22 protein-coding genes are annotated in these 26,091 nt (G+C 72.6%); 14 read left to right on the top strand and 8 right to left on the bottom strand.

All coding sequences use genetic code 11. The features are described from left to right. Positions 1-22: 22 nt before the first annotated feature. Complete coding sequence (locus tag OG598_RS01855; protein ID WP_328652769.1) at positions 23-1,021, top strand: aldo/keto reductase family protein; 999 nt, start codon at positions 23-25, stop codon at positions 1,019-1,021. Between the two features lie 129 nt (positions 1,022-1,150). Here OG598_RS01855 and OG598_RS01850 read toward each other — a convergent pair whose 3' ends face one another. Then, positions 1,151-1,945 (bottom strand): site-2 protease family protein, encoded by a 795-nt coding sequence (locus OG598_RS01850; protein WP_328652768.1) that lies wholly within the window; start codon positions 1,943-1,945, stop codon positions 1,151-1,153. Then, positions 1,945-2,145, bottom strand: coding sequence for a hypothetical protein (locus tag OG598_RS01845; protein ID WP_030337978.1), 201 nt, complete (start codon positions 2,143-2,145; stop codon positions 1,945-1,947). The genes OG598_RS01850 and OG598_RS01845 overlap by 1 nt, the downstream gene beginning before the upstream one ends. 144 nt (positions 2,146-2,289) lie before the next feature. Between OG598_RS01845 and OG598_RS01840 the strand changes: the two genes are divergently transcribed. The 4 genes from OG598_RS01840 (at position 2,290) to OG598_RS01825 (ending at position 8,220) form a co-directional block, all read left to right on the top strand. Next, positions 2,290-4,116 (top strand): serine/threonine-protein kinase, encoded by a 1,827-nt coding sequence (locus tag OG598_RS01840; protein WP_328652767.1) that lies wholly within the window; start codon positions 2,290-2,292, stop codon positions 4,114-4,116. A 49-nt stretch (positions 4,117-4,165) separates the two neighbouring features. Then, the gene (gene cobU, locus OG598_RS01835) at positions 4,166-6,094 is read left to right on the top strand and encodes a bifunctional adenosylcobinamide kinase/adenosylcobinamide-phosphate guanylyltransferase (protein WP_328652766.1); all 1,929 of its coding nucleotides are present in this window, start codon (positions 4,166-4,168) and stop codon (positions 6,092-6,094) included. Further along, positions 6,084-6,857, top strand: coding sequence for an adenosylcobinamide-GDP ribazoletransferase (locus tag OG598_RS01830; RefSeq protein ID WP_328652765.1), 774 nt, complete (start codon positions 6,084-6,086; stop codon positions 6,855-6,857). Before cobU ends, OG598_RS01830 begins: the two co-directional genes overlap by 11 nt. A 67-nt stretch (positions 6,858-6,924) precedes the next feature. Next, a complete protein-coding gene (locus OG598_RS01825; protein ID WP_328652764.1) occupies positions 6,925-8,220 on the top strand; it encodes a DUF2314 domain-containing protein in 1,296 nt (431 codons plus the stop codon). Between the two features lie 130 nt (positions 8,221-8,350). Here the strand turns inward: OG598_RS01825 and gcvT are convergent, their stop codons facing one another. Next, the gene (gene gcvT, locus OG598_RS01820) at positions 8,351-9,481 is read right to left on the bottom strand and encodes a glycine cleavage system aminomethyltransferase GcvT (RefSeq protein ID WP_328652763.1); all 1,131 of its coding nucleotides are present in this window, start codon (positions 9,479-9,481) and stop codon (positions 8,351-8,353) included. Between the two features lie 162 nt (positions 9,482-9,643). On the opposite strand from gcvT, the gene OG598_RS01815 reads away from it, so the two are divergent. Further along, positions 9,644-11,218: a leucyl aminopeptidase gene (locus OG598_RS01815; RefSeq protein ID WP_328652762.1), complete on the top strand. Its 1,575-nt coding sequence runs from the start codon at positions 9,644-9,646 to the stop codon at positions 11,216-11,218. A gap of 48 nt (positions 11,219-11,266) precedes the next feature. On the opposite strand, the gene OG598_RS01810 is transcribed toward OG598_RS01815, so the two are convergent. Then, positions 11,267-11,596 carry a hypothetical protein gene (locus OG598_RS01810; RefSeq protein ID WP_328652761.1) on the bottom strand — a complete coding sequence of 110 codons (330 nt, stop codon included), beginning with the start codon at positions 11,594-11,596 and terminating at the stop codon, positions 11,267-11,269. A 178-nt stretch (positions 11,597-11,774) separates the two neighbouring features. Between OG598_RS01810 and lpdA the strand changes: the two genes are divergently transcribed. Further along, positions 11,775-13,166, top strand: coding sequence for a dihydrolipoyl dehydrogenase (gene lpdA, locus OG598_RS01805; RefSeq protein ID WP_328652760.1), 1,392 nt, complete (start codon positions 11,775-11,777; stop codon positions 13,164-13,166). A 67-nt stretch (positions 13,167-13,233) separates the two neighbouring features. Continuing rightward, positions 13,234-15,072, top strand: coding sequence for a 2-oxoglutarate dehydrogenase, E2 component, dihydrolipoamide succinyltransferase (sucB, locus tag OG598_RS01800; protein ID WP_328652759.1), 1,839 nt, complete (start codon positions 13,234-13,236; stop codon positions 15,070-15,072). Between the two features lie 63 nt (positions 15,073-15,135). Here the strand turns inward: sucB and OG598_RS01795 are convergent, their stop codons facing one another. Next, the gene (locus OG598_RS01795; protein WP_442931488.1) at positions 15,136-16,020 is read right to left on the bottom strand and encodes an SDR family NAD(P)-dependent oxidoreductase; all 885 of its coding nucleotides are present in this window, start codon (positions 16,018-16,020) and stop codon (positions 15,136-15,138) included. A gap of 202 nt (positions 16,021-16,222) precedes the next feature. On the opposite strand from OG598_RS01795, the gene OG598_RS01790 reads away from it, so the two are divergent. Further along, positions 16,223-17,560: a low temperature requirement protein A gene (locus OG598_RS01790; protein ID WP_328652757.1), complete on the top strand. Its 1,338-nt coding sequence runs from the start codon at positions 16,223-16,225 to the stop codon at positions 17,558-17,560. Between the two features lie 80 nt (positions 17,561-17,640). Next, a complete protein-coding gene (locus OG598_RS01785; protein ID WP_328652756.1) occupies positions 17,641-18,135 on the top strand; it encodes a hemerythrin domain-containing protein in 495 nt (164 codons plus the stop codon). Here the strand turns inward: OG598_RS01785 and OG598_RS01780 are convergent. Further along, positions 18,132-18,518 (bottom strand): MerR family transcriptional regulator, encoded by a 387-nt coding sequence (locus OG598_RS01780; protein WP_328652755.1) that lies wholly within the window; start codon positions 18,516-18,518, stop codon positions 18,132-18,134. The two genes, OG598_RS01785 and OG598_RS01780, sit on opposite strands and share 4 nt — an antisense overlap. A 56-nt stretch (positions 18,519-18,574) precedes the next feature. Between OG598_RS01780 and OG598_RS01775 the strand changes: the two genes are divergently transcribed. Then, a complete protein-coding gene (locus OG598_RS01775) occupies positions 18,575-19,573 on the top strand; it encodes an aldo/keto reductase (RefSeq protein WP_328652754.1) in 999 nt (332 codons plus the stop codon). A 30-nt stretch (positions 19,574-19,603) separates the two neighbouring features. On the opposite strand, the gene OG598_RS01770 is transcribed toward OG598_RS01775, so the two are convergent. Beyond that, positions 19,604-20,455: an NmrA family NAD(P)-binding protein gene (locus OG598_RS01770; RefSeq protein ID WP_328652753.1), complete on the bottom strand. Its 852-nt coding sequence runs from the start codon at positions 20,453-20,455 to the stop codon at positions 19,604-19,606. A 311-nt stretch (positions 20,456-20,766) separates the two neighbouring features. On the opposite strand from OG598_RS01770, the gene OG598_RS01765 reads away from it, so the two are divergent. Then, a complete protein-coding gene (locus tag OG598_RS01765) occupies positions 20,767-21,669 on the top strand; it encodes a TIGR01777 family oxidoreductase (RefSeq protein ID WP_328652752.1) in 903 nt (300 codons plus the stop codon). 98 nt (positions 21,670-21,767) lie between these two features. Next, a complete protein-coding gene (locus OG598_RS01760) occupies positions 21,768-22,682 on the top strand; it encodes an LLM class flavin-dependent oxidoreductase (RefSeq protein ID WP_328652751.1) in 915 nt (304 codons plus the stop codon). A gap of 99 nt (positions 22,683-22,781) precedes the next feature. Here OG598_RS01760 and OG598_RS01755 read toward each other — a convergent pair whose 3' ends face one another. After that, on the bottom strand, positions 22,782-24,005 hold the full coding sequence (locus tag OG598_RS01755) for an extracellular catalytic domain type 1 short-chain-length polyhydroxyalkanoate depolymerase (RefSeq protein WP_328652750.1): 1,224 nt from the start codon (positions 24,003-24,005) through the stop codon (positions 22,782-22,784). A 217-nt stretch (positions 24,006-24,222) separates the two neighbouring features. Between OG598_RS01755 and OG598_RS01750 the strand changes: the two genes are divergently transcribed. Next, positions 24,223-26,055, top strand: coding sequence for a DUF2079 domain-containing protein (locus OG598_RS01750; RefSeq protein WP_328652749.1), 1,833 nt, complete (start codon positions 24,223-24,225; stop codon positions 26,053-26,055). Positions 26,056-26,091 lie beyond the last annotated feature (36 nt).

Raw genomic sequence — 26,091 nt, 5'->3', positions numbered from 1 at the left:
CCACTGGAGCTAGGGTCGGTACATGGAATTCCGACACCTGGGCCGTTCCGGCCTGATGGTCAGCGAGATCTCGTACGGCAACTGGATCACCCACGGTTCGCAGGTCGAGGAGGACGCGGCGTTCGCCTGCGTCCGGGCCGCCCTCGACGCAGGCATCACGACCTTCGACACCGCCGACGCGTACGCCGGCACCCAGGCCGAGGACGTGCTCGGCCGGGCGCTGCAGAACGAGCGCCGCGAGGGCCTGGAGATCTTCACCAAGGTCTACTGGCCGACCGGGCCCACCCGCAACAACCGTGGCCTGTCCCGCAAGCACATCATGGAGTCGATCAACGGCTCGCTGCGCCGACTGCGCACCGACTACGTGGACCTCTACCAGGCCCACCGCTACGACCACAGCACCCCGCTGGAAGAGACGATGGAGGCGTTCGCCGACGTCGTGCACTCCGGCAAGGCGCACTACATCGGCGTCTCCGAGTGGACCGCCGCCGAGCTGCGCGCCGCCCACCCGCTCGCCCGGGAGCTGCACATCCCGCTGATCTCCAACCAGCCGCAGTACTCGCTGCTCTGGCGGGTCATCGAGACCGAGGTCGTGCCGGCCAGCGAGGAACTGGGCATCGGGCAGATCGTCTGGTCGCCGATGGCGCAGGGCGTGCTCTCCGGCAAGTACCTGCCGGGTCAGCCGCCACCGGCCGGTTCCCGCGCCACCGACGAGAAGTCGGGTAAGGGCTACATCTCCCGGTTCATGAACGACGACGTGCTGACCCGGGTCCAGCAGCTCAAGCCCCTCGCCGAGCAGGCCGGGCTCAGCATGGCCCAGCTCGCCGTGGCGTGGGTGCTGCAGAACCCGAACGTCTCGTCGGCGATCATCGGCGCGTCCCGCCCCGAGCAGGTGCACGACAACGTGAAGGCGGCCGGGGTGAAGCTCGACGCCGATCTGCTCAAGGCGATCGACGACATCGTCGAGCCGATCGTCGAGCGGGACCCGGCGAAGACCGAGTCCCCCGCGCAGCGTCCCTGACGCCGTTCCGGCCCGGCCGACGCGAAACCCTCGCGCCGACCGGGCCGGGTCAGGTCAGCACCGCCCGGTCGCCGGGTCAGATCGACTCCGCCCGGTCGCCGGGTCAGATCGACTCCGCCCGGTCGCCGGTCACCGCCAGAAGCGGATCAGCTCCAGGCCGGTGGCGTAGAGCCACGACGGCAGACCGAGCAGGTCACCGACAGCGAAGACCCCGTCGAAGAACCAGCCGCCGATGCGCGGGTTCCACAGCAGCGCGAAGAGCAGGATGAAGCCGTACGGCGCGAACAGGTCGTACATCTTGCGCCACTGCGGGTTGAGCCACGGCTGGATCATGTTGCCGCCGTCCAGGCCGGGCACCGGTAGCAGGTTCAGCACACTGGCGGTGAGCTGGAGGAAGGCGAGCAGCGCCACCCCGGCCCAGAACTCCACCGGACCATCCGACTGGGTGCCGAGCCGCACCGCCGCCACCAACACCAGCGTGAACAGCACGTTTGTCGCCGGGCCGGCGAGGCTGACCAGGGTGTGCCGCAGTCGACCCGGGATGGCGTGCCGGTCCACCCAGACCGCGCCACCCGGCAGGCCGATGCCGCCGAGCAGCACCACCACCACCGGCAGCACTATCGACAGCAACGGGTGTGTGTATTTCAACGGGTTGAGCGTCAGGTAACCACGATGGGCGATGTCCCGGTCGCCGGCCCGGTAGGCCACCACCGCGTGGGCGTACTCGTGCAGGCAGAGCGACACCAGCCAGCCGGACACCACGAAGAGGAACACGTTGAACCGGACACTGCCGTACCCGTTCCAGGTCAGCACCCCACTGACCGCGAAGAGCGCGACCAGGCCGAGGAAGACCGGGCTGGGCCGGAACGCCGCCTTGGGCACGCCGAGGACCAGCCCGTCACCGCCCGGGCGGTCGTAGGCCATCACTCGGCCGTGGGCAGCAGGCTCATCCGGTACTCCACCCGGTCGTCCTCCACGAGCGCGACCGAGGTGACGCCGGACGCCGCGAGCTCCCGCCAGGTCTGACCGATCCAGGATTCGGCGTCGGCCTGGCTGCCGAACGACTCCGCCGGTCCCTCGACCGTCTGGCCGTCCGTGCCCTCGTACCGCCAGCTCCACGCCATGCCGCGTCTCCCCTCGCCGCTGAAGTCCCCGTGGGACGAACCCTCGCCAGCGTAGTCGGCCCGGCGCGCAACGGCCGCTCGCTCGCCCCGGCGGGGCCCACGGGGTGGATCAATCCGATCGACGCCGGCCGGTACGGTGGCTCGGTGCTGACACGGGGAGTGCTGCTCGGCGACCGATACCGGCTGGGCGAGCGGGTGGCGACGGGCGGGATGGGCGCGGTCTGGCGCGGCACTGACGTGCTGCTGGAACGCGAGGTCGCCGTAAAGGTGCTGCTGCCGTCGCTGGTCGCCGATCCGGAGTTCACCGCCCGCTTCCGGGCCGAGGCGCGAATGCTGGCCGCGCTGCGACACCCCGGCGTGGTCCCGGTGCACGACGTGGGGCAGGCCGCGCTCGACGACGGCAGCCAGGTCGACTACCTGGTGATGGAGTACGTCGACGGCGAGCCGCTGTCCGCCCGGGTACGCGCGGTGGGGCGGCTGGATCCGGCCACCACCATGTCGGTGCTGGCCCAGGCCGCCGACGCGCTGCACACCGCCCACCTCGCCGGCATCGTGCACCGGGACGTGAAGCCGGGCAACCTGCTGGTCAAGGCCGACGGCAGTGTGGTGCTCGTCGACTTCGGCATCGCCCGGTCCCGCAACATGGCGGGGCTCACCGCCGCGAACATGGTGCTCGGCACCGCCTCGTACATGTCTCCCGAGCAGGCCACCGGGCAGCCGGTCTCGGCCGCCACCGACATCTACGCGCTCGGCGCGGTGGCGTACTTCTGCCTTGCCGGGCAGCCGCCCTTCCACGGTGACAACCCCCTCGCGGTGGCGCTGCGGCACGCCCAGGAGGACCCGGCGGCCCTGCCGGCGAACACCCCACCGGCGGTCGCCGCCGTGGTGAGCCGCGCGCTGGCCAAGCGTCCGGAGGACCGGTTCGGCAGCGCCGCCGAGTTGGCCGCTGCCGCCGCCGACGCCCGCGACGCGACACTGGCGAGCATTCCGGTCTCGGCCCGCCCACCGTGGGCTCTGGCCGCTCCCACCTCCGGGACGCCCTCGGCCGTGCCGGTCGCCCCGGCCGCCACGCCGCCCGTCGCGAGCCCCGCGGCGCCGGCGGCACCGACGCCCTCGGGCGCACCGATGCCGTCGGCCGGGCCGACGCCGACCGGGCCACCCACGCCGGTCCGGGCCGCTGCTGTGCCCACGCCGGCGGGCTTCGCGGCCTCGCCGGTGACCGGGCCGGGCTCGACCCGGGAGGAGGTGTTCCGGAAGGGTTCCGGCCGGCGCCGGCAACTGCTGGTCGGGGTCGGCGCGGTCGCTCTCGTGGCGCTGATCGCCGTGGCCGTGGCGGCCCTACGACCCGACGGGGAGCCGGATGGGGCGGACAGTCCACCCGCGTTGGCCGGCGAGTCGGCGGCGGCCCCGGACGGCGGCGCGCTCCTCGACGGAAAAGCGAGCACCTCGGGCCCCACCCCCAGCGGCACCACGGGCGCCAGCCGCAGCGCGTCCGCCGCACCGACCGTCTCCGGCGGGCAGACCGACGCGCCGACCAACGCGCCGGACCCGAGCACCACGACGCCGGGCAGCACACCGACCGGTACGGCCAGCAGCCGACCGACGCCCAGCCGCACCCCGTCCAGCCGGCCCAACCCGTACACGGCCGCACAGGCGTGCGGCAGCGGCTACCAGGTGATCGACTCGGCGACGCTGACCGGCGGGGACGGGCAGCGCAAGGGCCGGGTCTTCCTGCTGTACCACTCGGGCACCGGCACCAACTGCGTGGTGACCCTCAAGGACACCGCGGTCGGCGCGAAGTCGGCCGCCTCGGCGTACCTGGAGGTGCAGGGGCGGGCACGCAGCACCGACAGCGGGTCCTTCGACTACTACGCCGGACCGGTGCGGGCCACCGCCGCCGGGACGTGCGTCAAGTGGGGCGGCTCGACCGGCGGGGTCAGCTACGGCAGCGGGTTCGAGCACTGCGACTGAACGACGGGCCGGCAGGCACCGCAACCCCGGGCGGCCTTAAGGTACGGGCATGTCCGTAGACGGGTGGAACACGGTCCTGGTGCTCGGCGGTATCCGGTCCGGCAAGTCCGAGTTCGCCGAGTCCCTGGTCACCGACGCGCCGGTGGTCCGCTACGTCGCCACCGCGCCCGAGGGCGACCCGGAGGACACCGAGTGGGCGACCCGGTTGGCGGCGCACCGCGCCCGACGGCCGGGCAGCTGGACCACCGAGGAGACCACCGAGGACCCGCGCCGGCTGGCCGACGTGCTCGAGTCCGCCGCGCCCAACGAGATGGTGCTGGTCGACGACCTGGGCGGCTGGGTGACGGTGCTGCTCGACCCGGACCACCAGCCCGCCGACGACGTGGCGACCATCGCCGAGCTGGCCGAGGCGATCCGCGGGTGTGCCGCCCGCGTGGTGCTGGTGAGCCCCGAGGTGGGGCTGTCACTGGTGCCGACCACCCCGCTGGGCCGGGCGTTCACCGACGCGTTGGGCGCGGCCAACCGCGCGGTCGCCGACGCCTGCGACGCGGTCGTACTGGTCGTCGCCGGTCAGCCGGTCTGGCTCAAGTCGGTCGGCACCGCGACCGTACCGTCCGTTCCCGCCACCGCGACCGCGCCGACGGCTGCCGCCGCCGCACCGGTCGTGGCGAGCCTGGCCGACACCGAGCCCACCCCCGAGGTGCAGCTGCCCGACGTGCTGACCCCCACGCCGCCGGCCGCTCCGACCACGGATTCTGGCAACCCGTGGGCCGCGCCGACGATGGCGCTGCCGATGGTGTCCACCGGGCTGGTCATCCAGCCCGGCATGGAGCTGCCGATGCCCGACGAGTACGCCGGCCCGCAGGCGGTCGACCGGCTGGCCACGCTGGACGTACCGGGTGCCGGTCTGGGCGTGCTGGACCGGGTGGTGGGCTTCGCCGCCACCACCCAGGGCACCCCGACCCCCGCCGCCTGGGGCTCGGTGCGGGTGCTGCTGCTGCACGGCGACCACGCCGGCGGGGCGGCGGCCGGCACCGTCGCCGGTGAGTCGGCGCGCCGCGCCGCGCAGGCCCGCGCCGGTCAGGGCGCGTTGGCACGGCTGGCCGCCGAGAGCGGCGCGAGTCTCCAGGTGGTGGACGCTCCGGCCTCCGCGCCGATCGAGGACCAGCCGGCCCTCGCGCCGGAGCAGGTGGAGTCCGCGCTGCGCTACGGCTGGCGGTTGGCCGAGCAGGCCGCCGACGCCGGCGTACAGCTGCTGGTGCTCGGGGCGTGCGGCGCCGGCACCGAGGCGGCGGCCGCGGCGGTGCTCGCGGCGACAGCGGGCGCGGAGCCGCCCGCCGTGCTCGGCCGGGTGATCACCAACTCCGGCGAGATCGACGACGCGGCGTGGATGATCCGCTGCGCGGCGGTACGCGACGCGCTGCACCGCACCCGACGCTCGTCGCGCGGCGCCAAGGACATCCTCGCCGAGCTGGGCGGCGGCGACGTGGCGGTGGCCACCGGCGTGCTGCTCGGCGCCACCGCCCGCCGGGTGCCGGTGCTGCTCGACGGGCCGGTCGGGTTGGCCGCCGGCATGGTGAGCCGTGACCTGGCCGGGCAGGCCCGGCACTGGTGCCTGCTGGCCGACCACGGCGGGCACCCGGCCGTGCGGCTCGCCGCCGACGTGCTGGGCCTCACCCCGCTGCTCGACCTGCGGATGGATCTCGGCGAGGGCGCGAACGCGCTGGTCGCGCTGCCGCTGCTGCGCTCGGTGCTGGGTTTGTCCGCCGCGCTGCCGGTGCACCCGTCGCTGGCCGGCACCGACGACACCGACCCGGCCGCCGACGAGCCGGAGTCCACCGACCCGAGCTACGCCGACCCGGATCTCACCGAGCCCGACTCGACCGAGCCCGACTTCGCCGAGCCGGAGCCGGCCGGGCCGGGCCCGGCCAGCACCGGGGCGGACGAGCAGCCGGCGTCGGGCTGGCGTGCCGGCTGAGTCACGGCTCCTCGCGGGAGCCCGGCTGGCGGTCACCACGTTCACCACGCTGCCGGTGCGGGCCGGGCGCATCGACCGCCCGGTCGCCGGCACGGCGATGGCCCTCGCCCCGGTGGTCGGCGCGCTGCTCGGCGCCCTGCTGGCCGGTGTGCTGCTGCTGACCGGGGCGCTCGCCCCACCGCTGGTGGCGGCCGGTGTGACAGTCGGCGTCGGCGCGCTGCTCACCCGGGGCCTGCACCTGGACGGGCTGGCCGACACCGTGGACGCGCTCGGCTCGTACCGGCGAGGCGCGGCCGCCCTGGAGATCATGAAGAAGCCGGACGTCGGCCCGTTCGGGGTGGTCGCCCTGGTGGTCGTACTCCTGGTGCAGGCGGCGGCGCTCGCCGACCTCGCCGGTCGGTCCTGGCCGGCGTGCCTCGCGGCGGTGGTCGCGGCGACAGCGGCCGGGCGGCTCGGTGTCACAGTGGCCTGCCGGCGGGGCGTGCCGGCGGCCCGGCCCGACGGGCTGGGCGCGCTGGTCGCCGGCACTGTCGGCCCGGTGGCAGTTGCCGCCGGCGCGGTCGCCGTCGTGCTGCTGGCGGTGCCCGCGGTGCCGGGCCGTCCGTGGCAGGGGCCGCTGGCCGTCGTCGCCGCGATCGCCGTCGCGCTACCGCTGCTCAACCACGTGGTACGCCGCCTCGGCGGGATCACCGGCGACGTCCTCGGCGCGACCGTCGAGGTGGTCACCACGCTGGTCTACCTGGGTCTGGTGCTGTCCGGCTGAACCGGGCCCGGCGGGCCGGGTAGCGTTCGGCTCGACAACACCGGCGCGGCCACCGGGGGATCCCACAATGCTCATCACGGACGACTTCCTGCCCGTCCCGGTGCCGGAGTCGCTCAGCGCGACCTACCTGGTGCCGATGGCGGGGCTACCGAAGGTCAGTGCCAAGACCGCGGTGGCGGCCCTGACCGGCCGGCTGGCCGAGCCGGTGCACGGGCTGGCCCGGCAGATGCTCGACAGCCCGCTGATGAGCGTCGACACCCGGCCGATCGCCGAGTTCCCCGAGCTGCCACCGGACCTGCTCACCGCGTTCGGTGCCACCAAGGAGCAACTGGACCGGCTGGCGGCGGCGACGCACCTGGTGGTCGTACAGGCCGAGTACCGGCCCGGTTGGCCACCCGCGCACGAGTGGGCCGCCCGGGCGGTCGCGGCCGCCGTGGCGGAATCCGTCGACAGCGACGTGGTGGACGTCTTCGGCCTCCAGTTCCTCGACCCGGCGACCGCGCTGCGCTCCCTCCCCGACGAGCAGGGCCGCATCCGACTTGTCGACTGGGTGCTGGTGCCGTACTCCTCGGACACCGAGGGCCTGTGGTTCACCACCAAGGGGCTGCGCCGCTTCGGTCTGCTGGAGTTGCAGACCCAGGGGGTGCCCGACCACCTCACCCGCGCCTGGGGTGCGGTGATGACCGGGGCGGCCCGCCGACTGCTGCGGGACTGGACCGACGGGCTCACCGGCGAGGAGGTGCCGGCGTTCGTGCAGCTCCCGGTCCTGGCCACTGTCACCGGGCACGACATCGCGGTGGCGTACGGCAACCCGGAGCAGCACGGCGCCACCGCCCCGGTGCTGCTCCGCCTCGAACTGGACCCGGCGACCGACCCGGAGGCGGACTCGTTCCTCAGCCTGCGCCCGCCGGCCGGGCACCCCGGCCCGGACGGGCGCTACTACGCCGCCGCCTGCGCGACCCTGTTCTCCGGGATCCAGCCGGACGTGCGCTACGCCCGCTCCGGTGACGCGATGAGCCGTGCGGTCGCCACCGCCCGGGCCGCGCTGGACGACGCGCGGGCCCGGTTCGTCGCCGGCCAGTTCCCCACCGAGTCGCAACTGGTGGTGAAGTACGGCCTGCCCGGAGACGACGGCCCGGAGTACGTCTGGGCGGGCGTCACCTCGTGGGAGACCGCGGAACGCATCGTCGGCGTGAGCGCCAGCGACGCCAACACCGACCAGAGCGTGCGCATCGGCGCCCCCGTGGTCGTGGAGGCGTCCGACGTGGTCGACTGGGCCGTCCTGGACGCCACAGGCGTCATTGAGGGCGGCTGGACCCAAGCAGTCCTGGACTCGGGCGAACCCCCAACCCCCTCGCGCTAACCCCACCCCCCGCTCCCCACCCCAACCCCAACCCCCGGTTGATCATGGGTTTAGCGGGGGATTGGATCTCTCAACGGCCCGTCAACCTCATGATCAACGCTGGGTAGGTCGGGGGTGGGTGGGGGTGGGGTTACTTCACCGAGGGGGTTACGAAGGGGGGTTTGGTCAGCTTCAGGGGGGCGCGGCGGCCTCGGATGTCGATCTCGACCTCGTCGCCGTCGGTCAGGTTGGCGTCGGCGCTCACGAGGGCCAGCGCGATGCCCTGCTTGCGGGTCGGGGAGAAGGTGCCGCTGGTCACCTCACCCACCTGGGTGTCGCCGACGTGCAGGGTCATGCCGGGGCGGGGAATGGCCCGGTCGACGGCCACCAGGCCGCGCAGCGTACGCCGGGGGCCGGCGGCCTTCTCGGCGAGCAGCGCGTCGCGGCCCCAGAAGGCCGGCTTGTCCCAGCCGACCGCCCAGCCGGAGCGGGCCTGCACCGGGCTGATGTCCAGGGAGAGGTCCTGCCCGTGCAGCGGGTAGCCCATCTCGGTGCGCAGCGTGTCCCGGGCGGCCAGCCCGCAGGCGCGCAGCTCGAACGCCGCGTCGGCGGCGAAGAGCGCATCCCAGACGGCGACCGCGTGCTCCGCCGGCACCACCAGCTCGTAGCCCAGCTCACCGGTGTAGCCGGTACGGCAGACGGTCAGCTCCACCCCGGCCAGGCTCGCGGCGGAGAAGCTCATGTAGCCGTGTTCGGTGGGCAGGTCCAGGGCGGCCAGCAACTCGGCCGAGCGGGGGCCCTGCACGGCCAGCACCGCGTACGCCTCGTGCTCGTCGGTGACTGTCACCTGCGCGGGAGCGGCGGCGCGCAACCGGCGCACCACCTCGGCGGTGTTCGCCGCGTTCGGGATGAGGAAGACGTGGTCGTCGGCGTAGAGGTAGGCGATGATGTCGTCCACCACGCCGCCGGTGGCGTCGTCGCAGCAGAGCGTGTACTGCGCCCGGCCCGGGCCGATCCGGCCGAGGTCGTTGCTGAGGCAGGAGTTGACGAAGTCGGCCGCGCCGGGACCGCTCACCCGGGCCTTGCCCAGGTGTGACACGTCGAAGACCCCGACCGCCGTACGCACCGCGGTGTGCTCCTTGAGCACTCCGCCGCCGGCGTACTCCAGGGGCATCTCCCAGCCCCCGAAGGGGGCGAACTTGGCTCCGGCGGCGGTGTGCCGCTCGTGCAGCGGGGAACGGCGCAGCCGGGTCGCGGCGGCGTCGGAGGTCACGTCGGTCATGGGTGGCAACTTACCGGGGGCAACGTCGCTGGTTAGCATCGGCGGGAGCCCGCTGGCGCTGTCGGCGGGACAGCCATGACGTCCGGCGGGTAGGTTCCGCCGGAGACCTTCACCGCCGGTACGCGACGCCGCGACCGGCCCGGCCCGCCCGGAGTAGCTTCAGTGACTTCACCCCGCACCACCAACCTGAGTCTGGTCGACACCGACCCGGCCGAGCTCGCCGTCGACGCGATCGTGATCGGCGTGCACAGCCAGACCGGAGAGCAGGGCGCCACCAGCGGCCTCGCCGGCACCCTGCTGCTCGCCAGCGGCGCCGAGAGCATCGCGGCCGCGTTCGACGGCAAGCTGACCGAGACCCTCGCGCTGCTCGGCGCGACGGGTGGGCCGGGTGAGGTCATCAAGCTGGCCACGCTGGGCACCGTGACCGCCCCGCTGGTCACCGCGGTCGGGCTCGGCCCGGAGCCGTCGGGTGCCGCCCCGGCCCCGGAGACGCTGCGCCGGGCCGCCGGTACGGCGATCCGGGCCCTGGCGGGCGCACCCCGGGTCGCGCTGGCCCTGCCGCTGCCGGACGACGCGGACGCGTCGGCCGAGCTGCGCGCGGTCGCCGAGGGCGCGCTGCTCGGCGGGTACCGGTTCGCCGGTTACAAGACGCGCCCCCAGCCGACCCGGCGGGAGCCGGTGGCCGAGGTGCTCATCGCGGTGCCGGACGCCGGCGACGCGGGCGCCCAGGCGGAGGTCGCCCGGGCGCAGGCGGTGGCGGGCGCGGTCCGGCTCAGCCGGGACTGGGTGAACACCGCGCCGAACGAGCTGCGTCCGCCGTCGTTCGCCGACGCGGTCGCCAGCGCGGCGCGCGAGGCGGGCCTGGGCGTCGAGGTGCTCGACGAGGCGGCGCTGGCCGCCGGCGGGTACGGCGGCATCGTCGCGGTCGGGCAGGGCTCGGAGGCCCCGCCGCGGCTGGTGAAGCTGACCTACACGCCGCAGGACGGCGGCAACGGCAAGCGGGTCGCGCTGGTCGGCAAGGGCATCACCTTCGACACCGGCGGCATCTCGATCAAGCCGGCGCAGGGCATGTGGGAGATGAAGTCCGACATGGCGGGCGCCGCCGCTGTGGGCGCGGCCATGCTGGCGATCGCCGCGCTGAAGCCGACGGTGGCGGTCAGCGCGTACCTGCCGATGGCGGAGAACATGCCGTCGGGCACCAGCTACCGGCCGGGTGACGTGATCACCATGTTCAACGGCAAGCGGGTCGAGGTGCTCAACACCGACGCCGAGGGCCGGATGATCCTGGGCGACGCCATGGCCCGCGCCTGCGCGGACGGCACCGACTACCTGTTCGAGACCTCCACCCTGACCGGCGGCCAGGTCATCTCGCTGGGCAAGCGGATGGCCGGCGTGATGGGCACCCCGCAGCTGTGCGACCGGGTGAAGGTGGCCGGCGACGCCGTCGGCGAGCCGGCCTGGCCGATGCCGCTGCCCGACGACGTCCGTAAGGGCATGGAGTCGGATGTGGCGGACATCTCGCAGGTCAACGCCGGAATGGACCGGGCCGGTCACATGCTGCAGGGCGGCGTGTTCCTGCGCGAGTTCGTGACCGACGACGTGGCCTGGGCGCACATCGACATCGCCGGGCCGGGCTACCACTCGGGCGAGCCGACCGGCTACTGGACCAAGGGCGGCACCGGCGTTCCGGTCCGCACGCTGGTGCAGCTCGTCGAGGATGTCGCCGCCAACGGCTGACGGACATGCGAAAGGGGCCCCCTGCTCAGGGGGCCCCTTTCGCGTTGCTCAGTGTCGCTCGGGGCGACGTTTGCGGCGCTCGTTGAAGTCGCGCATCCGCTGTGGGTAGCCCATCAGCCGGACGTCGTACACCGGGATGCCCATCCGGTGCGCGAAGCGCCGGGCCCCGTCCGGGCCGTCGATGCGGCGACGGGTCCACTCCCCGTCGTCGGCGATCAGGATGACGGTGGTCTCCGTCACCGTCGTACGGGGTTCGATGTACGCCTCGACGCCGCGCCGACTCCGGATGAAGTTCTCCAAATGGTCCAGATCGCCGCGACTGGCGGCACGGTCATGGCTCGGCACAGCCGCCTGTTTGCGGCGCCGGAACAAGCCCACCGGATCTCTCCCCCACGTTGCGTCATCGACGACGGTGCCAAGGGTACGTGTCGATGACGTGTCGTTGGGCACCTCGGTACGCACCCTGTGCCCAGTGGTGACAAGATGACCGAGGTGGGGTGTGTCCGTGTTACACCTCTGTGACCCCCGATGCAGCGACGCGACCTGGGAGTTGGACGTGAGCGAGCCGAACGAAGCGACCTTCGACATTGTCATTCTCGGAGGTGGCAGCGGCGGCTACGCGACCGCGCTGCGCGCCGTCCAGCTGGGCCTGAAGGTCGCGCTGGTCGAGAAGGGCAAACTCGGCGGCACCTGCCTGCACAACGGCTGCATTCCGACGAAGGCCCTGCTGCACGCCGCCGAGATCGCCGACCAGGCCCGCGAGTCGGAGCAGTTCGGCGTGAAGGCCGAGCTGATCGGCATCGACATGGCCGGGGTCAACTCGTACAAGGACGGCGTGATCGCCCGCCTGTACAAGGGCCTGCAGGGCATGTTGAAGGGCAACAAGGGCATCACGATCGTCGAGGGCGCCGGCAAGCTGGTCGGCAAGAACGTGGTCGAGGTGGACGGCAAGCGTTACACCGGCCGCAACATCGTCCTGGCCTCCGGCTCGTACGCGAAGAGCCTGCCCGGCCTGGAGGTCGACGGCGAGCGGATCATCACGAGCGACCACGCCCTCACGATGGACCGGGTGCCGTCGTCGGTGATCGTGCTCGGTGGCGGCGTGATCGGCGTCGAGTTCGCCAGCGTGTGGAAGTCCTTCGGCGTGGACGTGACGATCGTCGAGGCGCTGCCCCGGCTGGTCGCCGCCGAGGACGAGGAGTCGTCCAAGGCGCTGGAGCGGGCGTTCCGCAAGCGGAAGATCAACTTCAAGGTCGGCAAGCCGTTCGAGAAGGTCGAGAAGACCGAGAGCGGCGTCAAGCTCACGATCTCCGGCGGCGAGACCGTCGAGGCGGAGCTGCTGCTCGTCGCCGTCGGTCGCGGCCCGAACACCGCCAACCTCGGGTACGAGGAGCAGGGCGTCAAGATGGACCGCGGCTACGTGCTGACCGACGAGCGGCTGCGCACCAGCGTGCCGAACGTCTACGCGGTCGGCGACATCGTGCCCGGCCTCCAGCTCGCGCACCGCGGCTTCCAGCAGGGCATCTTCGTGGCCGAGGAGATCGCCGGGCAGACCCCGGCCGTGATCGACGAGGTCGGCATCCCGCGCGTCACCTACTGTGACCCGGAGCTGGCGTCGGTGGGTCTCACCGAGGCCAAGGCCAAGGAGCAGTACGGCGCCGACAAGGTCAAGACGTACAACTACAACCTGGGTGGCAACGGAAAGAGCCAGATCCTCAAGACCACCGGCTTCGTGAAGCTGGTCCGGGTCGAGGACGGCCCGGTGGTCGGCGTACACATGATCGGCGCCCGGGTGGGTGAGCTGATCGGTGAGGCGCAGCTCATCTACAACTGGGAGGCCTACCCGGCGGAGGTCGCCCAGCTCGTGCACGCCCACCCGACCCAGAACGAGGCCCTGGGCGAGGCGCACCTGGCCCTCGCCGGCAAGCCGCTGCACGCGCACGCCTGATCATCCAAAACCGCGGCGTCCGGCGACGGGCGAAGATCCCACCAGGGGAATGAAGGAGTCTCAGAAAATGCCGGTATCGGTCACCATGCCCCGGCTCGGCGAGAGCGTCACCGAGGGCACCGTCACTCGCTGGCTCAAGCAGGAGGGCGACACGGTCGAGGTCGACGAGCCCCTGCTCGAGGTCTCCACCGACAAGGTCGACACCGAGATCCCGTCACCCGCCGCCGGCGTGCTGAGCCGGATCGTGGTCGGCGAGGACGAGACCGCCGAGGTCGGCAGCGAGCTGGCCGTCATCGCCGGTGAGGGCGAGTCGACCGGCGGTGGCGAGGCCGCCCCGCAGGAGCAGGCCCCGGCCGAGTCGGTCGAGCCGGCCGCCGAGCCGACGGCCGCCGCCGAGGGCAGCGCCGACGAGGTGGCCCAGGACGAGGCCCCGGCCGAGGCGCCGGCTCCGGCCGCCGCCTCGTCGGGCGAGGGCACCGCGGTGAAGATGCCCGCCCTGGGCGAGAGCGTCACCGAGGGTACTGTCACGCGCTGGCTGAAGCAGGTCGGCGAGACCATCGAGGTCGACGAGCCGCTGCTGGAGGTCTCCACCGACAAGGTGGACACCGAGATCCCGTCGCCGGTCGCCGGCACCGTACTGGAGATCAAGGTCGCCGAGGACGAGACCGCCGCGGTCGGCGCCGACCTGGCGATCATCGGCGTTGCCGGCGGGGCCCCCGCCCAGGCGCAGCCCGAGCCGAAGCCCGAGCCGAAGGCGGAGGCCAAGCCGGCGCCGAAGGCCGAGCCGAAGCCGGAGCCGAAGGTCGAGGAGCCGACCCCCGGCATGTCGTACAACGAGCCCGCCGCGGAGACCGAGAGCTCGGCGCAGCCGGCGAAGACCGAGCAGGCCGCGCAGCCCGCCGCGTCGACCTCGGCGCCGGCACGCCCGTCCGCTCCGGCGCCGGGTGCCGGCGAGGAGGCCGCCGGGTACGTGACCCCGCTGGTGCGCAAGCTGGCCAGTGAGCACGGCGTCGACCTTGCCGCGCTCAACGGCACCGGCGTGGGTGGTCGGATCCGCAAGCAGGACGTGCTGGAGGCCGCCGAGAAGGCGAAGGCCGCCAAGGCCGCTCCGGCTCCGGCTGCCGCTCCCGCCGCCGCCGCGCCCCAGGCCAAGCCGGCCGCGAAGCCGCAGCCGAGTGGCAAGCGGGGCACCACCGAGAAGCTCCCCCGGATCCGCAAGGCCATCGCCAAGCGGATGCACGAGTCGCTGCACGAAATGGCGCAGCTCACCACGGTGGTCGAGGTGGACGTCACCCGGATCGCCAAGCTCCGGGCGCAGGCGAAGGACTCCTTCGTGCAGCGGCACGGTGTGAAGCTCTCCTTCCTGCCGTTCTTTGCCCTCGCGGCCGTCGAGGCGCTGCAGACGTACCCGATCGTCAACGCCCAGCTGGACCTTGACGGCGGCACGATCACCTACCCGGCTGCGGAGCACCTCGGCATCGCCGTGGACACCGAGCGGGGCCTCGTGGTGCCGGTCATCCACAACGCCGGTGACCTCAACCTCGGTGGCATCGCCAAGCGGGTCGCCGACCTCGCCGAGCGGACCCGGACCAACAAGATCAGCCCGGACGAGCTGGCCGGGGCGACCTTCACGCTGACCAATACGGGCAGCCGGGGCGCGCTCTTCGACACTCCGATCGTGCCGACGCCGCAGTCGGCGATGCTCGGCACGGGCGCCGTGGTGAAGCGGCCGGTCGTGGTCAACGACCCGGACCTGGGCGAGGTCGTCGCGGTCCGGTCGATGGTCTACCTGGCCATGTCCTATGACCACCGCCTGATCGACGGCGCCGACGCCGCTCGCTTCCTGAGCGCGGTCAAGGAGCGGCTGGAGGCCGGCAACTTCGATTCGGAGCTGGGTCTGGCCTGATCCACCCGCAACGCCGAGAGGGCGCCCCGGTCGTCGACCGGGGCGCCCTCTCGTTTGCGTTCCTCAGCTCTTGAGCAGCGCGGTCGACACCTGCCAGAGCCGCTCGGCGGCCTCCGGGTCCAGCGCGTAGTCGGCGACACCCGTCCGCCCACCGGGCTGGGCGGGGGCGGCCTGCTGACAGTCCTCGAAGTAGCGCCCGCCCACGCCGTCGAGCAGCGGCGAGGCGGCGACCAGCACGGAGGTGGCGGCACCCTGCTCGACGGTCTTCCAGGCCGCCGCGTTGCCCGTACGCAGCCGGGCCAGGTCCTCCTCGCTCACGTAACGCTGGAGGTTGGTCCGGATCGCGCCGGGCATCAGTGAGTTGGTGAGGATGCCGTCGTCGGCCCAGCGGCGGGTGGCCTCCACGGCGAACAGCACGTTGGCCGTCTTGGACTGCCCGTACGCCTGCCACGGCTCGTACTCCCGCTTGTCGTACTGGATGTCCTCGAAGACCACAGGCGAGCGCAGGTGGGCGGCGGAGCTGACCGAGACGATCCTGGCCCCTTCGGCGGCGGCGAGTGCCGGGCGCAGCCCGGTGGCGAGCGCGAAGTGCCCCAGGTGGTTGGTGGCGAACTGCATCTCCCAGCCCTGCGGGGTGCGGGACAGGGGTGCGGCCATGATGCCGGCGTTGTTGACCAGGATGTGCAGCGGGCCGTCCCAGTTGGCCACGAAGTCGGCGACCGAACCCTGGTCGGCGAGGTCGAGCGGGGCGACCAGGACGCGGTCGTTGCCGGTGGTGGCGGTGATGTCGTTGGCGGCCTGCTGGCCCGCGTCCGGGTTGCGGACGGCCAGTGTGATTTCCGCGCCGGCGCTGGCCAGGGCGCGGGCGGTCTCGACGCCGATCCCGGAGGAGCCGCCGGTGACGATCGCCCGCCGCCCGACGAGGTCCACGCCCCGGATCACGTCCATGGCGGTGGAGTGATGGGCGAACGAAGTGGTGATCGGGTTGTTGGTCGTCATTGTCCATCCTTGTCCGGGGTGGGCTGACCGACCGGCCCGCTGCGGGAGGCCGTGGCCCCGGTGTTTCCCCGACCGGGCCGGAGGTAACGCCGGACCCCGTCGCCATCGCCGTTCGGCCTCCGACCAGCCCGGACGCTGCCAGAGTGGGATCGTGGGCGGCTACCGGCGGGGTGGACAGCTGGGACCGGCCGTCCCGATCGCCCCGGGCGCCCGGGTGGACAAGTTCGAGGTCTTCTTCGACCTGGTCTTCGTCTTCTCGTTCTTCATCATCACCCGGGCCACCGCCGCGAACATCTCCGGCCGGCAGCTGCTGCACGCCGGCCTGGTGCTCGCCGTGCTCTGGTGGATCTGGGTGGTGCACAGCCTGGTCGCCACCCGTGTCCGGCTCGGCGAGGGCTACGTCCCGGTGCTCATGGTGATCGCGATGGTCGCCCTGTTCGCGTTCGCGTTGGCGCTGCCTCAGGCGTTCAACGACCCGAAGGGGAGCGCCGCCGGCCCGATGCTGGTGGCCATCAGCTATGTCGTGGTCCGGGCCGTCCACATGATCCTCTATCAGCATGTGGTGAAGGACAGCCCGCAGGAGCGGCGGCAACTGCGGCGGTTCGCGCCGGAGCTGGCGGTGAGCATCGTGCTGCTGCTGGCCGCCGCGCTCATCCCGCCGCAGATCGCCGACCCCGACCGGGCTGCCCTGGTCCGCGACGGGCTGTGGATCACAGTGGTGGTGGTGCAGTACGCCACCGGCTTCATCGTGGGGACCTGGGGCTGGGGGGTGACAAGCGCCGAGCACTGGACGGAGCGCTACGACCTCATCCTGATCATCGCGCTGGGTGAGTCGATCATCTCGACGGGCGTCGGCGGCAACCTGCTGGGCAAGCCGGTCACCTGGCCGGCGGTGGCCGCCGCCGCGCTCGGCATCGTGGTCACCGCCGCCCTCTGGTGGGCGCACTTCGACTTCATCGGGCCGGCCGCCCGGATCGCCCTGCACGCGGCGGAGGGCGCCCCACGGGTGGCGATGGCTCGCGACGCGTACGCGTACCTCTACCTGCCGATGATCGCCGGGGTGATCCTGTTCTCGATCGGCAACGAGGAGGTCCTGCACAAGATCACCGACCCGGCCGGCGGGATCACCGAGACTGTCGAGGGGCCGGCGGTGCCGATGCTCTTCGGCGGGTTGATCTGCTATTTCGCCGTCAATCTGCTCTTCCAGTTACGCACCCTGCGCACCGTCAGCTGGACCCGCGTCGGCGTCATCGTGGTGCTCACGGCGGCCCTTCCGGTCGGCCAGCACCTGCCGGCGCTGGGCGCGCTCACCCTCGCGACAGTGATCTGCGTGGCGCTGGTGGCCGTGGAGGTGATGGTGATGTCGCAATCCCGGCACGCCCTGCGGGCCGCCGTCTTTCAGGAGCGCACCTCCCACGAGGCCCACGAGGCCGCCTGGCGGGCGCGCTGGCACGACGTCCGGGAGACCGACGAGCCGACCACGCCGTGACCGGTTCGAGATAGGCTCCGCGCAGCGTCGCAGTGCACCCGGCCCGAAGGCCGCCGTGGGCATGGAGGCGCGGGGACAGCATGGGACGAAACGTGCACCCAACCGGTTCACCGGCCGGCCGGCTCGCCGCCGTCGGCAATCAGATGATCGAGATCCACCTCTGGCTCAGCGCGGAGTTGGCCCGGTTACAGGCAAGCCTCGACACCCCGTCCCGGGACCTGCGGGCGCACTGCCTCACCTTCTGCGCCGCGCTCGGTCGACACCACACCGGTGAGGACGCGGGCGCGTTCCGGCTGCTGGCCGAGGAGGCCCCCGAGCTACGCCCGGTCATCGACAACCTGATCACCGATCACGAGGTGGTGGCGGGGATCCTGGAACGGGTCGAGGCACTGCTGGGCGGCGACGCGGCGGTGCCCGTCGCCCAGGTGCGCGCCGAGCTGGGCGGGTTGGCCGCCCTGCTGGAGTCGCACTTCCGCTACGAGGAGAAGCGGCTGGTCACCGCCCTGAACGCGCTCACCGGTCGAACCGGAACGACCGAGGAGCTGCTCGGCCTGACCGCGCCCGGATCCCTCTAGCCGGCCTCCGACCCCGATGCGGTGCCGGATGGTCGCTCGTAGAAGCGGATCTTCTCCCGGAGGTGGTCGTACTGGCGCTGGAGCAGGCGCATCTGCTCCTCGACCTGCGCCGCGTGGTGGCACAGCAACTCGTGCCGCTCGTCGGTGGTGTGCTCGCCGTCGCGGGCCAGTTGCGCGTAGCGGCGCATCTGCGCGATCGGCATCCCGGTGTCGCGCAGGCAGCGGAACAGCACCAGCCAGCCGAGGTCGTCGTCGGTGAAGACCCGCTGCCCGCCCGCCGTGCGCTCCACGTCCGCGAGCAGGCCGATCTTCTCGTAGTACCGCAGTGTGTCCAGACTGAAGCCGCTGCGGCGGGCGGCCTCCGAGGGGGCGTAACCGCTCATGTCGCGAGATGGTAGTGCTTGACCTGGAGCGCGCTCCAGGTTGGAGGCTGGTGACCATGACGACGACACGGACGCTGGGACGCAGCGGCATCACGGTGAGCGCGATCGGAATGGGGTGCTGGGCCATCGGCGGCCCGCTCTGGGGCGACGACGGGCAGCCGTTCGGCTGGGGTGAGGTGGACGACGACGAATCGATCCGCACCATCCACCGGGCGCTCGATCTCGGGGTGACCCTGTTCGACACCGCCAGCAACTACGGCGCCGGGCACAGCGAGCGGATCCTCGGTCAGGCGGTGGCCGGGCGACGGGACAGCGTGGTGATCGCCACCAAGTTCGGCAACGTCAGCGAGGAGAGCACCCGGCGGGCGCTCGGCACCGACGCCAGCCCGGCGTTCGCGGTGCGCAGCCTGGAAGACTCGCTCCGCCGGCTCGGCACCGACTACGTCGACCTCTACCAACTGCACATCAACGCACTGCCGGTGCCCGCCGCGCTCGACCTGGTCGACACCCTGGAGGCCCTGGTCGACCAGGGCAAGATCCGGGCGTACGGCTGGAGCACCGACGACCCGGCCTCGGCGGAGGCGTTCGCGGCCGCCGGCCCGCACTGCGCCGCGATCCAGCACGACGAGTCGGTGCTGCGTGACAACGCGGCGGTGCTGGCGGTCTGCGACGAGCACGACCTGGCCAGCCTCAACCGTGGGCCACTGGCGATGGGGCTGCTCACCGGGTCGACCCGGGCGGTCGGGGCGGACGACGTGCGCGGACGGGCACCGGAGTGGCTGGAATGGTTCACCGACGGCCGGCCGACGCCACGCTGGGCGGCCCGGGTCGACCAGGTCCGCGCGGCGCTCACCGCCGACGGGCGCACCCTCGCACAGAGCGCGCTCGGCTGGCTGCTGGCGCGCAGCCCCCGTACCGTGCCGATCCCCGGCCTGCGCACCGTGGCCCAGGCCGACGAGAACCTGGCCACCCTGACGCTCGGCCCACTGAGTGCCGAGTCGTACGCCGAGGTGGAGCGACTGCTCGCCGACCTGCGCCCGGCCCACGCGGCCTGACCGCCGGGCCGGCTCACGCCCCGGGCGCCGTCACCGGAAGTCGTCCGCGTGCTCGGCGGCCCACTGCCGGAACGTGCGCCCGGGGCGGCCGGTCACCTGCTCGACGTCCGGGGCGACCCAGGCGTTGCCGTCGAGATACCGGCCCATCTCCAGGAACCACTCGATCACCTCGGCGGGATAGTGGTCCTTCCAGTACTCGCGGGCCTGCTCCGGGGTCAGTTCGTCGAAGCGCACCGGACGGCCGATCGCCTCGCCGATCATCCGGACCGCGTCCCGGCGACGGACCGGCTCCGGCCCGGTCGGTTGGTACACCCGGCCGGCGTGGCCGTCCTCGGTCAGCGCGGCCACGATGACCGCGGCGATGTCCGCCTCGTGGACCAGCGCGCTGTTCCAGTCCCCGAACGGCGCTCGCACCACCCCCTCGGCGCGGATGGCGGGCACCCAGTCCCGGGTGTTCGCCATGAACTCGCCAGGAAACACGTGTGTCCACTCCAGACCCGAGTTCTCGATCGCCCGGTGCAGCGGCCGGTGCGGGGCCTCGACCGGGTCGTCGTCCGCCCGGCTCGGATCGTTGTGACCGAGGTGGGTGACCCGGCGGACGCCGGCCTGACGGGCCAGCTCCAGGATCTCCGCACCGGTGCTCAGCGGCCCGTACCCGTCCATCGCGACCAGGTGCATCCGCGTCACGCCGCGCAGCGCCGCGACCAGCGTGTGGGGCCTGGCGAAGTCGCCCGCCACCACCTCCACCCGGCCGGGTAGCGCGGTGGCGGTCGGCGACGCGGGATCGCGGGTCAGCGCGCGAACGTCGTGGCCGGCGACCACCAGTTGCCGGACCACGCTGCCTCCGACGGTCCCGGTCGCTCCGGTCACCAGGATCGGCATGGTTCCTCCTCAGGGATTGCCCGACGGCGGGCACGGCGAGCCGACCCCGCATTCCGGGGGCGCTCTCGGATGACTCATGGTCAGCCAGATCGATGCCGCAAGCAATCGCGAACACCGCATTCACGTTCGCTCTGACCTGCGGAAACGTGCTGACAGTCGACAACGCGCGGCAGCCGTTTTCGGCCCCGGGAACATTCGTTGACCTGCGCTTTCGCGCCGCACAGGTGTTCCGCGCACATTCGTTCGCCGAAACGCCCCACCTTCGGCGGCCCCACGCATCCACCGGCGGCGTTCTGGACGAAGATGGGGGTATGCGGATCCTTCTGGCCGGCGCGTCCGGCTTCCTTGGCACCCGACTGGCCGACCTGCTCGTCCGCGAGGGGCACGAGGTCACCCGGTTGGTCCGTCGAGCGCCGGGCGGGCCGCAGGAGCGGCGGTGGGACCCGGCCGCCGGGCAGCTCGACCCGGTCGTGGTCGCCGAGGCCGACGCCGTGGTCAACCTTGCCGGCGCGGGCGTCGGCGACAAACGCTGGAACGACGACTACCGGCGGTTGATCCGCACCAGCCGGGTGGACAGCACCACAACGCTGGCGACCACCATCGCCGGGCTCCCCGCCGCGGACCGACCCCGGGTGCTGCTCAACTCATCGGCCGTCGGCTGGTACGGCAACACGGGCGACCGGGCGGTCGAGGAGGACGCGCCGGCCGGCGAAGGCTTCCTGGCCGACGTCTGCCGGGTGTGGGAGGCCGCGACCCGGCCGGCCGAGGACGCCGGGGTACGCGTGGTCCGGCTACGTACCGGTCTGCCGCTGCACCGCGAGGGCGGGCTGCTCAAGCCGCAGTTGCTGCCGTTCAAGCTGGGCATCGCCGGCCGGCTGGGCAGTGGCCGGCAGTGGCTGCCGTGGATCTCGATGGCCGACTGGCTGGACGCGACCCGCTTCCTGCTCGACCGCGACGACATCGCCGGCCCGGTCAACGTGGTGGGGCCGAACCCGGTCACCAACGCCGAGTTCACCCGCGAGCTGGCCCGGCAACTGCACCGCCCGGCGATCATCCCGATCCCCGCGCTGGCGCTCAAGGTGGTCCTCGGCGGCTTCTCCCACGAGGCCCTCACCAGCACCAGAGTCCTCCCCGGAGTCCTGGCCCGAGCCGCCTACCCCTACCAGCACCCCACCCTCCCCCAAGCCCTCCAAGCAGCCCTGACAACCTCCTGACCCCCGCCCACCTCCCTGCCCATCCCTGTTGTTCGGCCCTTGGCAGAATCGGCGGTCAGCGGGTCGTCGGTGGGCCAGCGTGGGCCGATGCTGGACCGATGGCGACCTTCTCCCTCCAGGCCACCCCGACCGACGCGACGAGCTGGGCCGAGCTGGCCCGTCGGGCCGAGAGCGTCGGCTTCGACGCTCTGCTCGCCGCGGACCACCCCGGCGACGTGACGTCACCGTTCGTGGCGCTGGCCGCCGCCGCCCCGGTCACCTCGACGATCGGGCTCGGCTCGTACGTGTCGAACCTCGGCGTACGGGAACCGATGCTGCTCGCGGCCGACGTGGCCACCCTCGATCTGATCTCCGGCGGTCGGGCCCGGCTCGGTGTCGGCGCCGGTCACACTCCGGCGGAGTGGCGCGCGGTGGGCCGGGAACGCCCCGACGTTGCCGGCCGGGTCCGCCGTTGCGTGGCCGTCGCCGAGGCGGTCCGCGCCCTGCTCGACGGCGCCTCGGTCACCGTCGACTCGGCCGAGCTGACGATGCGCGAGGCGGTGCTGCGCGAACCCCGGCCGGTGCAGGACCGGATCCCGCTGACGATGGGTACGGCGAACTCGACGCTGCTGCGCTGGGCCGGCGCGCACGCCGACGTGGTCGGGCTGACCGGGTTCGGACGTACCCTCGCCGACGGCCACCAGCATGAGGCGCGCTGGCGGGCCGACCAGATCGAGGCGCAGCTGGCCTGCGTGGCCGCCGGCGCGGCCGGCCGAAGCGACCTGCCGGCGCTGGAGGCGCTGGTGCAGACGGTGCTGGTCACCGACGACGCGGAGGCTGCCGCCGCGCAACAGGCCCGGCGCAACGGCATGACGCCCGCCGAACTGCTGGCCACCCCGTTCGTGCTGATCGGCACGGTGGACGAGATCGTCACGGCGGTCGCCGAGCACGAACGGCGCTGGGGGGTGACCCGGTTCGTGGTCCGTGCCGACGCGCTGAACCCGCTCACACCGGTCCTGGCCCGCCTGACCTGAGCCCCCGCCGACAGCCCCGTTGATCAAGAGGTTTGCGTCAGATTCCGGCTACCGGATGACGCAAGCCTCTTGATCAACATGGGCAAAGGGGTTGAGGGGTCAGCAGCCGACTACCCAGTGGTTGGGGGCGGTTTGCTTGAGGGCGCTCGTGTAGAAGGTGTTGTAGAGGCCCATGCGCTGGTTGGAGCCGTTGGCGTAGGCGTAGCCGCCGGACTGGTACGCCCGACCGGCCGCCACGTGCGCGTAGTTGCTGGCCGTCACGCAGGTCGGCGGCGTGGTCGGGGTGGCCGTCGGGGTCGGCGTCGGGGTGGGGGTGGCCGTCGGGGTCGGGGTCGGGCTGGTCCCGCCGCCGTTCAGACCGAAGAAGAGCGCGTCCCGGTACGTCGAGCAGATGGTGTCCAGGAAGTACGCGCCCGCGGTGCCACACTGCTCGGCCGCCGAGCCCGGGTCGACCGGGGTACCGTGGCCCATCCCGGAGATCCGGTAGAGGCGCACGTCGTCGTTGCCGTACACCTCGAGGCTGGTGTTGCCGGGCAGCGACGAGGTGCTGGTCGGGGTCTGCGAAACGCCCCGCACGTTGGTCCACTGGTCGCGGGACTCGGTGCCGTTGAGCGGGGTGACTGTGGTGTCCGAGGTGCCGTGCCAGATGGCCACCCGGGGGCGTGGGCCGGTGTAGCCGGAGTACGCGCCACGCACCAGGTCGCCCCAGGCGGCCGGGGTCTTGTCCGCGCCCGGGTTCATGCAGCTGAACGCGTTGACCATGCTGGTGGCACAGCGGTACGGGATCCCCGCGATGATCGATCCGGCGGCGAAGACGTCCGGGTAGGTGGCCAGCATGACCGCGCTCATCGCCCCGCCCGCGGAGAGCCCGCTGACGTAGACCCGGGAACCGTTCACCCCGTAGTTCGTCTTGGCGTGGTCGACCATCTGCTTGATCGACAGCGCCTCGCCCTGACCTCGGGTGGTGTCCCCCGCCTCGAAGAAGTTGAAGCAGGAGTTGGCGTTGTTGCCGGAGGGCTGCTGGGCGACGATCAGGGCGAACTTCCACTGGTCGGCGTACTTCTGCCAGCCGGAGTTGACGAAGTAGCCGGAGGCGTTCTGCGTACACCCGTGCAGCAGGACGACGGCCGGGGAGTTGGCCGGCAGGCCGTCCGGCCGGTAGGCGTACATGGCGAGGTTGCCGGGGTTGGAGCCGAACCCTGTGACCTGGGTGAGGGTGGCGGCCTGCGCGGGTGCGGCGACGACGACCGCGCCCGCGACGGCGAGGGCGAGCCCGGCGACCGCACCGAGCAGGCGGGTGAGGGTGGATGAGGAGCGGCGCACGGCGGCCTCCTGAGGGGCAGACTGTGAACTGGGTCACTGTCGAGTTGCCGTGACGTTACGACGACGTGTCGTCGCTATGACATGGCGCACACTCACACATTTACGACGGACGCTGTGTACGCCAGACCGTCGACGTGGCGGGCCTAATCCGTCCCCAACGGTCCCGTCCTTGCAGGTCTGACCGGCCCGTCCAGGTCCGGTTGGTAACGTCCGCTGCGTGCCGTCCTCCCCGTCGCTGGCCACCGGGCCCGCACCCGTGTCACCGCCGCGCACCGTCCGGGACCGCCGGGCCGACCTGATCGTCGTGCTGGTGGCGCTCGCGCTCGCCGTCTGGGTGACCAGTGGGCTGTGGCGGGACCCGAACGTCCGCACCATCACCGTCAACTCCAGCGACCAGGCGCTGTTCGAATGGCTGCTGGCCTTCGGTGGGCACGCGGTCACCCACGGGGACAACCCGCTCTTCACCTACCTGATCAACGTCCCGGACGGCGTGAACCTCGCGGTCAACACCTCGATCACTGTGTACGCGGTGGTCTTCGCCCCCCTCACGTACCTGATCGGGCCGCCGGCGACGTTCCTGGTGATCCTCACCCTGAACCTGCTCGCCACCGCGCTGGTCTGGTACTGGCTGCTCTCCCGGCACCTGGTCCGCAGCCGGCTGGCCGCCGCTGTCGGCGCCCTGTTCATCGCCTACTCCCCCGGCATGGTCTCGCACGCCAACGCCCACCTGAACTGGACCGCCGGTTGGCTGGTGCCGCTGCTGATCTGGCGGCTGTTCGCGCTACGCCGGGCCGGGCACTGGCTTCGGGACGGGGTGATCCTCGGCGTGTTGGTGGCGGTGGCCTTCTCGATCGCCGCCGAAGGGCTGTTCTTCACCGCGCTGGCGCTGGGGGTGTTCGTCGCCATCTGGGCGCTGCACCCGGCCAACCGGGTGGAGGCCCGCGCCGCGCTGCCCACCTTCCTGCGCGGGCTCGGGGTGACCGCCGTGGTCGCCGGTGTGCTGCTGTCGTACCCCTTGTGGTTGCACTTCGCCGGGCCACAGCGGTTCCACGGCACCGGCTTCGACCCGGTGATCCACTCCGAGGACATCGCGGCGTTCGCCGCCTTCCCGCGCCGCTCGCTGGCCGGCGAGGCCGGGTTGGGCACCTCGCTGGCGCCGAACCCGACCGAGGAGAACTCGTTCTTCGGTATCCCGCTGCTGGTGCTCACCGTGATCTGCTTCGTCGTGCTCTGGCGGCGGGCCGACAGGCACCGCCGGGCCACCCTCTGGGCGCTGGGCGCCCTCGCTCTGATCTTCAGCGTGCTCTCCTTCGGGCCGGTCGCGAAGGTCGACGGCCGACGCACCGATCTGCCCATGCCGTTCGACCTGGTCGGGCAACTGCCGGTGGTGAACGCCGCGCTACCGGCCCGGCTGGCGCTGGTGGTCGCGCCAGTGGTCGGGCTGTTGCTGGCGTACGCCGTCGACCAGTTGCGCGCCGCGCCACCCCGGTACCGCCCCACGGAGTTGGCCTGGGTGCTGGGTTTCGCGGCGGCCCTGGTGCCGCTGCTGCCCACCCCGCTGCTGACCGACGAGCGGGAGCCGATCCCGCGCTTCATCACCTCCGGCACCTGGCGCGACTACGTGTCACCCGACGGGGTGCTGACCCCGGTGCCGCTGACAGTGGACATCTACCCGGACGGCCAGCGCTGGCAGGCGTACGCGTTGTCGCACCGGCAGGGCGAGTTCGAGATCCCCGGCGGCTTCTTCCTCGGTCCGGGCGGACCGGACGGGCGGGGCCGGATCGGTCCGGTGCCGCGCACGCTGAGCGCGTTGATGGACCAGGCCGGCCGCACCGGGCTGGTCCCCATCGTCACCGACGGAACGATCCGGGAGGTCCAGTCGGACCTGCGGCACTGGCGCATCGAGACGGTGGTGCTCGCCGACGAGGTGCACGGCGCGAAGTTCGAGGTCGACGAGAAGGCGCTGCTGCGCACCGGCACCGCCCTGTTCGGCGAGCCGCAACGGGTCGACGACGTCTGGCTCTGGCGCATCCCGCCTGCCGATCGGTAGACCGCGACGCGGCCGGCCGGGGCATCGGGACCGGCC

The sequence above is a fragment of the Micromonospora sp. NBC_00330 genome (genome assembly GCF_036136635.1).
In the GTDB taxonomy this organism is placed as follows: domain Bacteria; phylum Actinomycetota; class Actinomycetes; order Mycobacteriales; family Micromonosporaceae; genus Micromonospora; species Micromonospora salmantinae.
Note: the sequence above shows the minus strand (reverse complement) of the source record. Positions and strands in the feature narration are given on the sequence as shown.